This is a genomic window from Citrobacter sp. L55, from assembly GCF_002850715.1.
In the GTDB taxonomy this organism is placed as follows: domain Bacteria; phylum Pseudomonadota; class Gammaproteobacteria; order Enterobacterales; family Enterobacteriaceae; genus Citrobacter; species Citrobacter braakii.
In genome coordinates, this window is sequence record NZ_KZ559406.1 from 23081 (window position 1) to 37682 (window position 14602).

Annotated in this window: 12 protein-coding genes and 3 pseudogenes; 5 read left to right on the forward strand and 10 right to left on the reverse strand. The window is 49.6% G+C overall.

The genetic code is table 11. From position 1 onward, the window contains the following. Positions 1-95 precede the first annotated feature (95 nt). Together B9P82_RS16695 and pptA are read left to right on the forward strand one after the other, a co-directional pair. Positions 96-1148, forward strand: coding sequence for a LacI family DNA-binding transcriptional regulator (locus B9P82_RS16695; protein WP_233628821.1), 1053 nt, complete (start codon positions 96-98; stop codon positions 1146-1148). A gap of 34 nt (positions 1149-1182) precedes the next feature. Then, a complete protein-coding gene (gene pptA, locus B9P82_RS16700; RefSeq protein ID WP_016156554.1) occupies positions 1183-1410 on the forward strand; it encodes a tautomerase PptA in 228 nt (75 codons plus the stop codon). A gap of 39 nt (positions 1411-1449) precedes the next feature. On the opposite strand, the gene B9P82_RS16705 is transcribed toward pptA, so the two are convergent. Further along, positions 1450-2022 (reverse strand): flavin reductase family protein, encoded by a 573-nt coding sequence (locus B9P82_RS16705; RefSeq protein WP_016156553.1) that lies wholly within the window; start codon positions 2020-2022, stop codon positions 1450-1452. A 157-nt stretch (positions 2023-2179) separates the two neighbouring features. Here B9P82_RS16705 and nhoA point away from each other — a divergent pair, with 157 nt between their 5' ends. The 3 genes and pseudogenes from nhoA to B9P82_RS16720 all read left to right on the forward strand — a co-directional run. After that, complete coding sequence (gene nhoA, locus B9P82_RS16710) at positions 2180-3025, forward strand: N-hydroxyarylamine O-acetyltransferase (RefSeq protein WP_016156552.1); 846 nt, start codon at positions 2180-2182, stop codon at positions 3023-3025. Positions 3026-3060: 35 nt separating this feature from the next. Next, a pseudogene (gene murP, locus B9P82_RS29030) lies at positions 3061-3228 on the forward strand (PTS N-acetylmuramic acid transporter subunit IIBC); the annotation flags it as partial. 79 nt (positions 3229-3307) lie between these two features. Further along, positions 3308-3514: pseudogene (locus B9P82_RS16720) on the forward strand (penicillin binding protein PBP4B); the annotation flags it as partial. A 34-nt stretch (positions 3515-3548) separates the two neighbouring features. On the opposite strand, the gene B9P82_RS16725 reads toward B9P82_RS16720, so the two are convergent. From B9P82_RS16725 to B9P82_RS16765, 9 genes and pseudogenes are all read right to left on the reverse strand, one after another. Beyond that, on the reverse strand, positions 3549-3953 hold the full coding sequence (locus B9P82_RS16725) for a hypothetical protein (protein WP_046275321.1): 405 nt from the start codon (positions 3951-3953) through the stop codon (positions 3549-3551). Next, entirely contained in the window at positions 3928-5403 is a 1476-nt protein-coding gene (locus B9P82_RS16730; RefSeq protein WP_101700652.1) for a PAAR domain-containing protein, read from the reverse strand. The genes B9P82_RS16725 and B9P82_RS16730 overlap by 26 nt, the downstream gene beginning before the upstream one ends. A gap of 7 nt (positions 5404-5410) precedes the next feature. Beyond that, positions 5411-6103 (reverse strand): hypothetical protein, encoded by a 693-nt coding sequence (locus B9P82_RS16735; RefSeq protein WP_101700653.1) that lies wholly within the window; start codon positions 6101-6103, stop codon positions 5411-5413. A 158-nt stretch (positions 6104-6261) separates the two neighbouring features. After that, complete coding sequence (locus tag B9P82_RS16740; RefSeq protein ID WP_101700654.1) at positions 6262-6504, reverse strand: site-specific integrase; 243 nt, start codon at positions 6502-6504, stop codon at positions 6262-6264. Between the two features lie 359 nt (positions 6505-6863). Continuing rightward, positions 6864-7757, reverse strand: coding sequence for a PhzF family isomerase (locus B9P82_RS16745; RefSeq protein ID WP_101700655.1), 894 nt, complete (start codon positions 7755-7757; stop codon positions 6864-6866). 135 nt (positions 7758-7892) lie between these two features. Then, entirely contained in the window at positions 7893-8573 is a 681-nt protein-coding gene (gene narI / locus B9P82_RS16750) for a respiratory nitrate reductase subunit gamma (protein ID WP_003833047.1), read from the reverse strand. Continuing rightward, on the reverse strand, positions 8570-9265 hold the full coding sequence (narW, locus tag B9P82_RS16755) for a nitrate reductase molybdenum cofactor assembly chaperone (protein ID WP_016153117.1): 696 nt from the start codon (positions 9263-9265) through the stop codon (positions 8570-8572). Before narW ends, narI begins: the two co-directional genes overlap by 4 nt. Then, a pseudogene (narH, locus tag B9P82_RS16760) lies at positions 9265-10808 on the reverse strand (nitrate reductase subunit beta). The gene narW and the pseudogene narH overlap by 1 nt, the downstream one beginning before the upstream one ends. Then, positions 10805-14545 (reverse strand): nitrate reductase subunit alpha, encoded by a 3741-nt coding sequence (locus tag B9P82_RS16765; protein WP_047358145.1) that lies wholly within the window; start codon positions 14543-14545, stop codon positions 10805-10807. Before B9P82_RS16765 ends, narH begins: the two are co-directional and overlap by 4 nt. Positions 14546-14602: the final 57 nt, after the last annotated feature.

The window sequence follows — 14602 nt, forward strand, 5'->3', positions numbered from 1 at the left end:
TATGATGGCGCTATCATTTCAGATGGTGCTAATTAACTAAGCTGCTGTTTTCTCAGCGTTATCGTAGAGGGGCGCTGGCAATAGCCGAAATCATGATGAATAATGCCAGGATAAATCAGCGATTTTTGACAAGGGCATCGACAGTGAAAAATCCCAGACCTCCGCGCGCACCCACGCTGGAAGATGTTGCCCGTACCGCGGGATTGTCGCCCATGACGGTGAGCAGGGCGTTGAATACCCCGCAACTGGTGCGCCCGAGAACAGTAGAGAAAGTGATGCAGGCGGTACGCGCCACTGGCTATATTCCCAACGCGCTGGCCGGGGGGCTGGCGTCGCGTCGCAGTAAGCTTATTGCTGTGGTTGTCCCACAAATTAACAACAATATGTTTGTCGATACCATCCAGTCATTAAGCGATGAACTGGCTGAACGCGGATACCACATCTTGCTCTGCGTGTCGGGTTATACGCCGCAAACAGAGGCTGAGCTGGTGGCGACGCTGCTTTCTCGTCGCCCGGATGGTGTAGTGCTCACCGGTATCCATCATACCGCCGAGCTGAAAAAGGTGATTCTTAATGCGGCCATCCCGGTCGTGGAAATATGGGATTTAACGCCAACGCCCATCGATATGCTGGTGGGGTTTTCGCATGAAAAAGTCGGGCAGGCGGTAGCAGACTATTTGCTGGAAAAAGGGTATCGCCGTCCTGGTTTGCTATGGACCGCCGATCGCCGGGCTGGCCAGCGTAAACAAGGACTGTGCGATGCGCTGAGCCGTCATGGTATTGCGGCTGGCGCACAGGTGGATGTCCCGCTTCCTGCCTCTCTGGCATTGGGGCGTAGCGGGTTGGCACAGCTATTGGCTGAACGCGCGTTTGATGTCATCGTCTGTAGCTCAGATACGTTAGCCCAAGGGGCGATCATGGAAGCCGAAAGCCGTGGTCTACGCGTGCCGCAGGAATTAGCGGTAATCGGTTTTGGCGATCTCGACTTTGCCGCCAGTAACCGACCAGCCATCACCACCGTCAGCGTCGACAGACGGGCTATTGGACAACGCGCCGCCTCTCTGCTTGCCGATCGTATCGAACAAATTCCGCGTGAAGACGATATTATTGATGTTGGATTTCACCTGGTAGAACGAGAATCCGCATAAGTTACCTGCATCCCAAAACAATAAGGAATCTGCTATGCCGCACGTCGATATCAAATGTTTTCCTCGCGATCTTAACGACGAACAAAAATCCGCGCTGGCGGCGGATATTACCGACGTCATTATTCGTCATTTGCAAAGCAAAGACAGTTCAGTGAGTGTGGCGCTTAATGAAATTGAGCCCGAGGCGTGGCAGGGCGTGTGGGATGCGGAGATTGCGCCGCAGATGGCCAGGTTGATTAAAAAACCCGGCTACAGCATGTAAGAAAAAACGGGCGGATTTTCCGCCCGTTTTGTCGTGCCATTATTCAGCTGCTGTTATGAGTTTTCCGCTGGAGACAAACGTTCCGGCCCCAAGGTGATGCAGGGTATTGAGCTTGCCATCATCAAACTGCCAGCGTCCTTCCACGAAGGCTCGCTCATCAGCGGCAGCCGAGACCACTTCACCAAACAGCGTGTCATATTTTTCCTGTGCCGCAGTGGCAGGCAACAGGCGACACTCCATCCAGGCCAGACATTTTGCTTCAATCAGCGGTAAACCCAGTACCGGTCCCTGCACCACGGGAATGCCGTAGCAGTTGAATTTATCTTCCACACGACCGGAAACGCTGCCTACGGCCCAGGTCCAGTTGGCGGCGGCAACGCCCGGAATAACGATGCCGAATTTGCCGCTACGTTCAATGAGCTCACGTGACCAGGCGGTCTTGTCGACAACAATCGCGATCCGCGGTGGTTCAAACTCCACGGGCATTGACCACGCGGCAGCCATCACATTTCGCCGCTCGGTATGCTCATCCCGGCTGGTGATTAATATCGTTGGGCCGTGATTTAGCAACCGACTGGCATGTTTTAATTCGATCGGACGAAAATGGCTCATGGATGCTCCTTGGCTGAGAGATAACACACCACAATAAACATAGATATTAACGGTATTAGCGATTTTGTCGCCTCGTCTGGAGGAACAACGCACAAAATCGACGGCGCAAAATTAAAAATGCGCTATAAGTACTGCATTAATCGAACAGGAACTCCGTATGACGCCTTTTTTAACCGCTTATTTTGCCCGTATTGGCTGGTCAGATTTGGCCAGGGTCAACATTGAAACCTTACGGGCGCTGCATTTACTGCACAACGCCGCCATACCTTTTGAAAACCTGGATGTATTGCTTCCAAGAGAGATGCAGCTTGATGATTTGTCTTTGGAAGAGAAGCTGGTGACGGCGCGTCGCGGCGGCTATTGTTTTGAACAGAACGGAGTATTTGAGCGAGCGCTACGCGAAATCGGTTTTACCGTACGCAGTCTGCTCGGACGTGTGGTACTGGCGAACCCGTCAAGCCTGCCACCACGCACGCATCGTCTGTTGCTGGTTGAGTTGCAGGGAGAGCAGTGGATCGCCGACGTTGGCTTCGGCGGGCAGACGCTGACGGCGCCGATTCGTCTGCAGGCGAACATTGAGCAGAAGACACCACACGGCGAGTATCGGCTGATTCAGGAAGGTGAAGACTGGATCCTACAGTTCTGTCATCACGAACACTGGCAATCAATGTACCGTTTCGACCTGGTCGTCCAGCATCAGAGCGATTATCTGATAGGCAACTTCTGGTCCGCTCACTGGCCGCAATCACATTTTCGCCATCATTTGCTGATGTGTCGTCATCTGCCTGACGGCGGGAAATTAACGTTAACCAATTTTCATTTCACCCATTATCAGGATGGACACGCGGTAGAACAGATTAATCTGCCTGACGTCCCCAGCCTGTATGCCTTGTTACAGGAGCGGTTTGGCCTGGGCGTGGATGACGTGAAGCATGGCTTTACCCAGGATGAGCTGGCGACGGTAATGGCGGCGTTTGATACGCATCCGGACGCGGGGAAATAGGGGCATCGGGATTAGTGCCGGATTGACGTAATCGCCTTAACAGTGCCTTTGGCCCGTCAGGGCTTGTTGCGTTACCGCTCATGACATCTAACAACGGGATTCTTCCGGCGATTGCCGTTTATGGTGGTAGTGTTCTGATCTCTTACGTTTCAGGGTTTGTCATCACTGCATTGTTTGGCTGCAAAAACGTAGACCTGGATTGAGGGAATAACATGAAACTTGATATAGCTGCTGCTTTACTCGTTTTTTCATATCGGGCCACGCTGGATTGTTCTCTAACCCAGTTCAGAAACATACGGTCATACTGGATGGACCGGAACGCTGACGTCAATCGATCCGGTTAACCATATGGCTATTGTGATTTTAGGTAACAGGCCACACTCGCCAGTTGCAGATCCTAAAGTGAATCCAAATGTATTTGTGAGTGGGTTATTACCTGCTGCAACATATGGTTGGATTGTTGATCAGATATATGGTGCATTGAAATAAAAATAATAAAGGGACTCCAACGGAGTCCCTTTATTCAAAAGACAATAAACACACTTATCCATACAGGAATGCATAATATCCACAGCATTGCTTCAATTTTAAATCCTAGTGTCAATTTGCAAGGTAAACTTCTTATTAAATTATAACCATCTATGCTCATATCATAATTTGAGATTTTATTATATTTGAAGATTAAAGTTTCCATAATAAACGCAACTTTAGTGAGATATAATCCAGGTGTGGAAAATAGACTCGCGTTTTTGCATATTATTGCTGTAACAGGCAACGCTCCGATTTCCTTTTCATAGATTTCAACTATTTTTTTATATGCTATCTTATTGTAAAAGTAAAATACTATTATTAATAACATATTAAATGCAAGAACAAAGCTTATGATAACTTTTATAAGCTCCTCATTTTGAATAAAAAGAGTTTTCATATATAATATGATCTCCTGCATAATTACCTAATTTTTCACCAACGTCTTCGCCGTATTTTTCTGCAATTTTACCTGATGCAATAGTAACACCAACTCCTGTAACAAAACACAGAGTAGCACCGACACCGCCAGCTTCTATAGTGGAAAGTCCTAATACCCACGTACAAAGCGAAGTCGCGGCACGTCCGGCAGCGGCTCCGATCACCATACCACTTACCTGTTTAAATCCAAATTTACTATACTCTGTTATCGCCACTTTTTTGCAAGCACTTTCACGGCCTTTTGCACAGGCATCATAAATATTTGATGTGTATCCGGAAAAATCTAAAGCTATCCCAACAAAACCAACGGTTTTCATCAGTTTAACTAATTTAGCTGAATTTTCAATATATGTAGCATAGCCCTCAATATTATCCACTCCGGTTTTATCCCATTTGTGCATAATTGATCCTGTTGATAAACCTAAAGCTTTTTTTATGTTATTATATTCTTCTAAGTTAAGATGGGTTTTAGAATATTTGTTTAATAGAGAATTTAGTTTTCCAAATAGTCTTGCACGTTGACCGAAAAATTCCTCTCCCGATATAATACCTTTATTATGGGTATATGTGTTTTTGTATAACTCCTGAATTTCAATTAATATTTTATTTATTTCTTCATAATAACCTTTACCTGCCTCACTAATATAGCCAAAGCCGTCCCCAGCATTTCCTAAATAATTGCCAAAGAGTTGATATGAAAATGCATCCACGGCCCCTCTGTTGTCATGCAGTAATTTTGCTTCCTCTAAAGAAAGCGGTGCAAGAGCTTTATCTATTCTGTCACGCGCTTTTTGCAATGTCTGAATTTGTTCCTGATCTTGTTTTTCAGGATCAACAACAATCAAAATCGAACCAGGTTGTTTTTTCATATCAGGATTCAGTTTATGGTATAGCTCACGTGTACCATCGGGAGGATTAATGAAAAAAAACGGTTCATATGATGATGGTGTGGACCCGTAAGGTAATACGCAAAATCCCGCATCTACAGGTTCACGGGGCGGTTTTTCTTCTTCAACCGGGCCAGATGGCTCTGGAGCTATTGTAAGCGGTTTCGGTGCGTGCTGTAGAGTTCCAGATACCATTTTGTTTGTTGCTGGCCTGGCGGAATGGACTTTACTTTTACTCTCACTTTCATAGCCATACGTTACATTATAAATTGAATTAATAAATTTGCACTTACACGGACATGTACCGGTGCTATGTGCTGTTCCGGCAGCCTGTACACCCTGTATATAATAATCAGGCTGTCCCCCGGCTATAGAATAAATATTCTTATCTTTACCACATATATATTTATCACCATTACGAGCAGTAAACTGTCCATGAATTATATGATCAAATGCACCCGTTATGATGCTCCCGCCGCACGTTGTTTTATCGCCAACTCTTAAAAAATATGCAATGCCCATAATATCCTTACCTTATTAAATTTAAATCATCTGGATTACAAAAAATCCAGTCATTGTCGTATGTCGCTAAGTAAACACAATCAGATATTTCATCAATCTCTTTAAATTGAATATTGTTGAATGCTATTAAACTTTGTTCTTTTAAATAGTCACTGTGATAATTGCACTGTGATTTGGTATGGCTAATGAAGTCAGGGTATCTTCTTTTCCACATTTTGTTAAATTTTACCGCTACGTTTTCTGGTATTTTTAATATTGGATGTTCGCTGTCTTTTGTTATAACACCAGGCTTATACGTGACGGGGATCATGGCTTGAACTAAATGATAATTGCATGTGATAATTTTATTATCTTTATCGGCCCATAAACCTGCACTCAATAATAAATTATATTCGTAAGTTTTCTTGGCTGAATAATTATGTATTATCATTTCTTTAATGTTGAAATCATCCAGAGGATATACTGCCCATTTTTCATTAAATCTTTTTTCTAAATAAGTTGAATAGAACGCTGCTTCCATTTTTGAACAAAATAAAGAAATACCTTCTATGTCGCTATCGAATTTTCTCCATAAAGGCTCTAACATTTCCTCATTCTGATGGGTAACCTGATTATATATTTCAATAACACGACCTAAAACCCATAATTCATGTTCATAAATATACTGACAGATTTTTTTATTACTTTGATAGAAATACATTTTTGAATCTTACTCATCTGCTAAAAATATAATAACAACCGATTTTCACAGTAAATTTTGTGTTTCTGATCACATAATATGTAAAAAAGCCTGAATACAATCCTAGATAATTCAGGCTAAAAATAATAAATGCATAACTCATTTAACAAATGAATTAATTATAATGCTTTCACCTTTTCTATAATCAAATTTATCTCATTTAGCCCATTTTTTGATAGTAGAATATGTAACGCTTTTTCCCATTTCAACGTTACCTCTCTTTTTTCAATAATATAGTCGTATCTGTCGTAGTGTTTTTTACCGATATTACTATTAGCGTGTTGATTTACTATATCCTTTTCATTTTCTGTAAAATGAAACATCCCGGCTAATATTTTAAATGTTCTTGTTATATCGCGCATCGAAAAAATAGATTCCAAATATTTTTTCGCAAAAATATTAACAGGCTCAGACCAATAAGAAGAACTTAGCCCTATTGTTGGCTTTAAAGCGCTTTTGAGTTTATCAACTTTGATCTTAGCATTATAGATTTTGAGTTGTTTTTCACAGTTTTTATTAGGGAAATAAAAATAACTATCAGGATACCGTGTAGCTTGTTTGTCCAGTTTTTTTTAGCTGATTCACAAATGTAAATGACATTATCTCTGTTCAACTTTGTAAATTATTTTGATATCACGAATTTGTTATTTTTAGATTCATATAAAATTTTTATAGTCAATGATTTTGAACGTTGTAGGCCTTATCCGGCCTACGGGAACAATTAAAAATCTATCGCCCATTCTGCGTGAAACAGGATCACCGCCGAACCGGTAATGGTGACTTTTTCTGGCTGGTTATCACGGATAGTCACCGTCACATCAACAATACCGTCGCGCCCGAGCGCACGGCCCTGATGTCCCTGAACACGTAACGTTTTCCCATCATGCGCCATCAGCCCATGGTGAACCAACCACGCGCCCATTGGACCGTTGGCATTGCCGGTAACCGGGTCTTCCACAATCCCAATTGCAGGCGAAAACATGCGGCCATCGGTGGCGTTTTCGCCCGGGCGGATTTGAAAAGGAAAGAAGCCGTTACAGCCAATTTGTTGGCTGATGGCTGTCAAAGCCTGCAAATCAGGGGAAAGGGCGTCGAGGTCCACCTCGGGCTTAAGCGGAATCATCACTTTCGAATGCCCGGTGGTAGCAACCTGAATCGGCAAGCCTGCCAGCATATCGTCTTCGCTCAGGTGTAGGGCATCGATAATCGCACCACGAATAGCCCCTTCCAGCGGAGGTTCAAATCCGGGTACGCCTTGCTCAAGGCTAATACGATAGTCTTTCCCGGTAGCTTCGATATCCACCCGATGACGACCAGCCAGCGAGGTTTGCCAGACTGTACTGTTGCCCAAACCAAGCACGTTTGCCCGCACATAATGTGCAGCGACGGTAGCATGCCCACAGATAGGAACTTCGACCGTCGGCGTGAAATAGCGGATGCGAACATCGCTGTCGTCGCTGGTCAGCAGGAAAGCGGTTTCCGAATGACGCAGCTCGCGAGCAATGAGTTGCATCTGCGCTTTGCTCAGTCCGTCAGCATGCAAAACCACGCCTGCTGAATTGCCGCGAAAAGGTACCGAGGTAAAGGCATCGACGTGGTAAACCTGTGGTTTCATTAACGTTCTCCCTGGAATGGAGAAGCATCATAACGTGCAAAATGCCGGATGGCGACGATCGCTATCTTATCCGGCCTACGGTGCCTGGTTGTAGGCCGGATAAGGCGTGTCGTCACCCGACATTTCAATGCGAATTTATCGGCGTGAACGCACTATTTGATAGCGGCGGGTAAAGTACTCAAACGGCGCGCTCCACACGTGAACCAGGCGCGTGAACGGGAACAGCAGGAAGATAGTCATCCCCAAAACCAGATGCACACGGAAAATCAACGCCACGCCATCCAGATGCGCAGACGCGCCGCCCTGGAAGGTCACCACCGACTGCGCCCAACCTACCAGTTTCAGCATTTCACTGCCGTCAGGATGCTGCGCAGAGAATGGGATGGTGGTTAAGCCGAGGATACACTGAATCAGCAGAACGCAGAGGATCAGGATATCGGCAGTGGAGGAGGTTGCACGAATGCGCGGATTGGTCAAACGACGTACCAGCAAGCCAGCGCCACCGACCAGCGTCAGCACGCCACAGAGCCCACCGGCGATCATCGCCATCTGCTGCTTCACTGCAATCGGCAGGAACCAGGCATACATCCAGTGCGGGGTTAACATGCCAAACAGGTGCCCGAAAAAGATCCCCAGAATGCCGATGTGGAACAGGTTTGACCATAACACCATGCCGCGTTTGTCCAGCATCTGGCTGGAAGAGGCCCGCCAGGTGTATTGCCCGTAGTCATAGCGTAGCCAACTGCCGAGGATAAACACCGTGCCACAGAGGTACGGGTAGATATCGTAAAAAAAGACGTTCAGGTACTGTATCATTTCGGGCCTCCCGCGCTGACGTCGACATACTGAGGTGCCACGTCCTGGCTAAAGCGTCGTTGATAGTTTTGTAACGGTGAACTGTCACAGGCGGTGGCGTTATCCTCGATAAACTTCACCTGTTCCTCTTCCCAGACGGCATCCAGCGCCTGTCGGGTATCGTCGCGGGTTTCCGTGCCAACCTGTTTAGTGACACTGTCACTTGAAAGAGGGCTTCCGGCAAGCAGTAGCAGGGCGTCAAACAGTTGATACCACGGCGTATCACGCTGTTTCAAACGCCCACCCAGCAGCGCCAGAATCGGTGCGACGTTCTGCAATCCTTCTTTGGCCTCCGCTTCCGGCAACACGCTTAAGTACTCCAGATACAGCGGCAGATGATCCGGCAGTTCGCGGCAGTCGAGCTGCAGTCCGACCTTTTCGTACTGCGCCAACAGATCAACCATCGCCTGGCCCCGATCGCGAGACTCGGCGTGCACGTGCTCAAACAGCAGCAGAGAGGTGGCCCGGCCCCGGTCAAATATCTCACACCATTCGGCTTGTTTATCCAGTAATGGCGCATTGAGCAGCCCCTGGCTAAATTCGGTAAGCATTGGGGCATCGCTGGCCACAAGCGCCAGCGCCTCGTCTTTACACTCCCACAGCAACTCGTCGGGATATTCCATCAGTAGGCCGATAACCTTAAGGATTTGCATTATTCACCCTCCGCTTTATCGCGCACTTCGGTGATGTCGATGGCGTCAATACGACTGCTGTTAAACAGGTTGAATTTGGTATCTGAACCATGGCAGCCGTCGCCAAAGGTAAATCCGCAACCGTTTTTTTCCGGGAACGCATCACGCGCCATTTCACGGTGGCTGGTCGGGATCACGAAGCGGTCTTCATAGTTGGCGATGGCCAGATAGCGATACATCTCTTCAACCTGCTCAACGGTCAGACCCACTTCCTCAATCGCGCGGGTGTCCGTAACACCTTCTACGGTTTGCGAACGCATATAATGGCGCATGGCCATCATTCGTTTTAGCGCGCGCAGTACCGGACCGGTATCGCCCGCGCTAAGCATGTTGGCAAGGTACTGAACCGGAATTCGCAGTGATTCAACCGCTGGCGAATGTTGCCATTGTGCGGCAGTCCCCCCGCGTCAGCGACCGACTGAATCGGCGACAACGGCGGTACATACCAGACCATCGGCAGGGTGCGGTATTCCGGGTGCAGCGGCAGCGCCAGCTTCCAGTCCATCGCCATCTTGTAAACGGGCGAACGTTGGGCCGCTTCGATGACGTTGTGCGTAATACCTTGTTTTAACGCCTCTTCAATGACCGCCGGGTCGTGCGGATTGAGGAACACATCGCACTGACGCTCGTAGAGATCGGTCTCATGCTCGGTGCTGGCTGCTTCTTCGATGCGGTCGGCGTCATACAGCAATACGCCAAGATAGCGGATGCGTCCCACGCAGGTTTCCGAACATACCGTCGGCTGGCCGGACTCAATACGCGGGTAGCAGAAAATGCACTTCTCTGATTTACCGCTCTTCCAGTTAAAGTAGATTTTTTTGTACGGACAACCGCTGATGCACAAGCGCCAGCCGCGACATTTATCCTGGTCGATCAACACGATGCCGTCTTCTTCACGCTTATAGATGGCACCGCTCGGGCAGGTGGCGACACAGCTTGGGTTCAGGCAGTGTTCGCACAAGCGCGGTAAATACATCATGAAGGTGTTTTCGAATTGCCCGTACATCTCCTTTTGCATTTTCTCAAAGTTACGGTCGCGGGCACGTTTTGAGAACTCACCGCCGAGCAACTCTTCCCAGTTAGGACCCCAGATAATCTTGTCCATCCGTTTGCCATCTATCAGCGAGCGCGGACGTGCGGTGGGCTGATTCTTGCTTTCCGGCGCGCTATGCAGATGCTGATAATCGTAGGTAAAGGGTTCGTAATAATCATCGATTTGCGGGATCACCGGGTTAGCAAAAATTTTGGTGATAACGCCCATCTTGCCGCCCAGGCGCGGCCTTATCTTCCCGTTAACATCGCGAACCCAGCCGCCTTGCCACTCTTCCTGATCTTCCCAGTTTTTCGGATAGCCAATGCCTGGCTTGGTCTCAACGTTGTTAAACCACGCATATTCCATCCCTTCGCGCCCGGTCCAGACGTTTTTACAGGTGACGGAGCAGGTGTGGCAGCCGATGCACTTATCCAGATTAAGAACCATGCCTACCTGTGAGCGTATTTTCATTTTTTCGCCTCCTGTACCTGATCGCGACCTTCATCATCCAGCCAGTTAATATTTTTCATTTTTCTAATCATGATGAACTCATCGCGGTTAGAGCCGACCGTGCCGTAATAGTTGAAGCTGTATGCCAGTTGCGCATAGCCGCCGATCATGTGCGTGGGTTTCGGGCAGACGCGGGTGACTGAGTTATGGATCCCGCCGCGCATACCGGTGACTTCCGAGCCAGGGATATTCATGATTCGCTCCTGAGCGTGATACATCATGGTCATTCCCGGCGGCACGCGCTGACTCACCACAGCCCGCGCGGTGAGCGCGCCGTTGGCGTTAAAGGCTTCAATCCAGTCGTTATCCTCAATGCCCAGCTCTTTAGCATCGGTCTCACTGATCCAGACAATGGGGCCGCCGCGCGACAGCGTCAGCATCAGCAGGTTTTCGCTGTAGGTAGAATGGATCCCCCATTTCTGATGCGGAGTCAGGAAGTTGAGCGCTTTTTCCGGGAAGCCGTTAGGCGGAACTTCGCGCATATTGCTGACGCTTCGGGTATCGATAGGCGGACGATATGCCACCAGACTTTCACCAAAGGCTCGCATCCACGCGTGATCCTGGTACAACTGTTGGCGACCGGACAGGGTGCGCCACGGGATCAGCTCGTGGACGTTGGTATAGCCTGCGTTATAGGAGACATGTTCACTTTCCAGCCCGGACCAGGTGGGGCTGGAGATGATTTTGCGCGGCTGCGCCTGAATATCGCGAAAACGGATTTTCTCGTCTTCTTTGTTCAACGCCAGATGCGTATGGTCGCGTCCGGTCATCGCTCCCAGCGCTTCCCAGGCTTTCACCGCCACCTGACCGTTCGTTTCCGGTGCCAGGGCGAGGATCACCTCAGACGCATCCAGCGCGGTGTCTATCAGTGGTCGGCCTTTCGCCGGGCCTTCGCGTTTGGTGTAGTTCAGCTTGCCGAGGAAATCGACCTCCGCCTGGGTATTCCACGTAATACCTTTCCCGCCGTTACCGAGCTTGTCCATTAGCGGACCGAGCGAAGTGAAGCGTTCGTAGGTGGCGGGATAGTCACGTTCCACAACGGCAATATTGGGCGCCGTTTTCCCCGGGAGGAGATCGCATTCGCCTTTACGCCAGTCCTGAATGTCAAACGGCTGCGCCAGCTCTGCCGGGGAGTCGTGTTGCAGCGGTTGTAATACCACATCCGTTTCTTGCCCAAGGTGCCCGACGCAAACCTCAGAGAAGACTTTGGCGATGCCTTTATAAATTTCCCAGTCGCTCTTCGATTCCCACGCAGGATCGACCGCCGCCGACAGCGGGTGAATAAACGGATGCATATCCGAGGTGTTCATATCGTCTTTTTCATACCAGGTGGCGGTCGGCAAAACGACATCGGAGAACAGGCAGGTACTCGACATACGGAAATCGAGCGTTACCAGCAGATCAAGCTTGCCCTCTATCGCCGCGGACTGCCATTCCACCTCTTCAGGTTTAATACCTTCGCTTGAACCGAGCGCTTCCCCCTGGATCCCGCTTTCGGTACCCAGCAGATACTTGAGCATGTATTCATGCCCTTTACCGGAGGAGCCGAGCAGGTTAGAGCGCCAGACGAAGAGATTACGCGGATGGTTGTTACCACTATCCGGCTGCTCGCAGGCAAAACGAATTTCACCCGATTTCAGCGCCTGTGCAGTGTATTGTGCAGGCGACACTCCCGCTTGTTCTGCCTTTGCTTTGACGGTCAGAGGGTTGAGGTTGAGCTGCGGCGCGGACGGCAGCCAGCCCATTCTTTCTGCCCGCACGTTAAAGTCGATCAAATGTCCGCTAAACTTCGACGCGTCAGCCAGCGGAGAGAGGAGTTCCTGAGCGGTGAGTTTTTCATAACGCCACTGGCTGGAGTGATTGTAGAAAAACGAGGTGCTGTTCATCTGACGCGGTGGGCGGTTCCAGTCCAGCGCAAAGGCCAGCGGCAACCAACCAGTTTGCGGACGCAGTTTCTCCTGACCCACATAGTGCGCCCAGCCGCCGCCGCTTTGTCCCACACAACCGCAGAACACGAGGATGTTAATCATTCCACGGTAGTTCATATCCATGTGATACCAGTGGTTGACGCCAGCCCCGAGGATAATCATCGAACGGCCATGGGTTTTGTGCGCCGTATCGGCAAACTCACGGGCGATTTGTTCGATATGACGACGAGGGACACCGGTAATTTGCTCTCCCCAGGCCGGGGTGTAGGCTTTCACTTCGCTGTAATCTTGCGCGCTATGAGCGTCATCCAGACCACGGTCGAGGCCGTAATTCGCCAGCACCAGATCATAAACGCTTACCACCGGGCAACGGCTGCCATCGGCGAGGGTAAGATGTTTTACCGGCAGTTGACGAATCAGCACGGGTTCCTGTTTCACGCTGCGAAAATGTGGGTTTTCGTTACCGCCGAAGTAGGGGAATGCCACGCCAGTCACTTCATCATGCTGACCGAGCAGCGAGAGGGAAAGTTCTGTTTCAGCGCCAGCCGCCAGTGGCTCCAGGTTCCATTTACCTTTCTCGCCCCAGCGAAAACCGATAGACCCGTTCGGGACCACCAGTTCGCCAGCAGTGTTAAAGGCCACGGTTTTCCACTCCGGATTGTTACTTTCGCCCAGACCATCGACAAGGTCTGAGGCGCGCATCATGCGCCCTGGAACGTAGCTGCCATCTTCCCGGGCATCCAGCAAAACCAGCATCGGCATATCGGTATAGCGACGACAGTAATTGATGAAGTAATCGCTTGGATTGTCGAGGTGGAATTCTTTCAGAATCACGTGGCCCATCGCCATCGCCAACGCGCTGTCTGTCCCTTGCTTGGGGGCCAGCCACTGGTCGCACAGTTTGGCGACTTCCGAGTAATCCGGCGTAATGGCAATCGTCTTGGTGCCTTTGTAGCGTACTTCAGTAAAAAAGTGCGCATCCGGGGTACGGGTCTGCGGCACGTTTGACCCCCAGGCGATGATGTAGCTGGAGTTATACCAGTCGGCGGATTCTGGAACATCGGTCTGTTCGCCCCAGGTCATCGGTGATGCAGGCGGTAAGTCGCAGTACCAGTCATAGAAGCTCAGGCAGGTTCCGCCCAGTAGCGAAAGATAACGTGTGCCTGCGGCATAGGAGACCATCGACATAGCAGGGATCGGGGAGAACCCGGCCACGCGATCCGGGCCATAGGTTTTCACCGTCCAGACGTTGGCGGCAGCAATGAGCTGATTAAGCTCTTTCCAGTTGGAACGGATAAAACCACCGCGCCCGCGTACCTGCTTGTAGCTCTGGCATTTTTGCGGGTCGTTCATAATGGATTCCCAGGCCAGCACCGGATCGGGCTGGCGGGACAGGGCGTCGCGCCACAGTTCGATCAGACGTTTACGCACCAGGGGATACTTCAGACGGTTGGCGCTGTAAAGATACCAGGAGTAGCTGGCACCGCGCGGGCAGCCACGGGGTTCATGATTTGGCAGGTCAGGGCGGGTACGCGGGTAGTCGGTTTGCTGCGTTTCCCAGGTCACCAGTCCGTTTTTGACGTAGATTTTCCAACTGCATGAGCCGGTACAGTTAACGCCGTGGGTAGAACGCACAATTTTGTCGAACTGCCAGCGCTGACGATAGCTGTCTTCCCAGTCCCGGTTGGTGTGCATCACTTGCCCGTGCCCATCGGCAAACGTATCGCCCTTTTGTTTAAAGTAGCGAAAGCGATCGAACAGTTTACTCATGACATAACTCCTGCTTTGAGAATATTGCCGACGGTGAATCGAACGGTAGGCCGGATG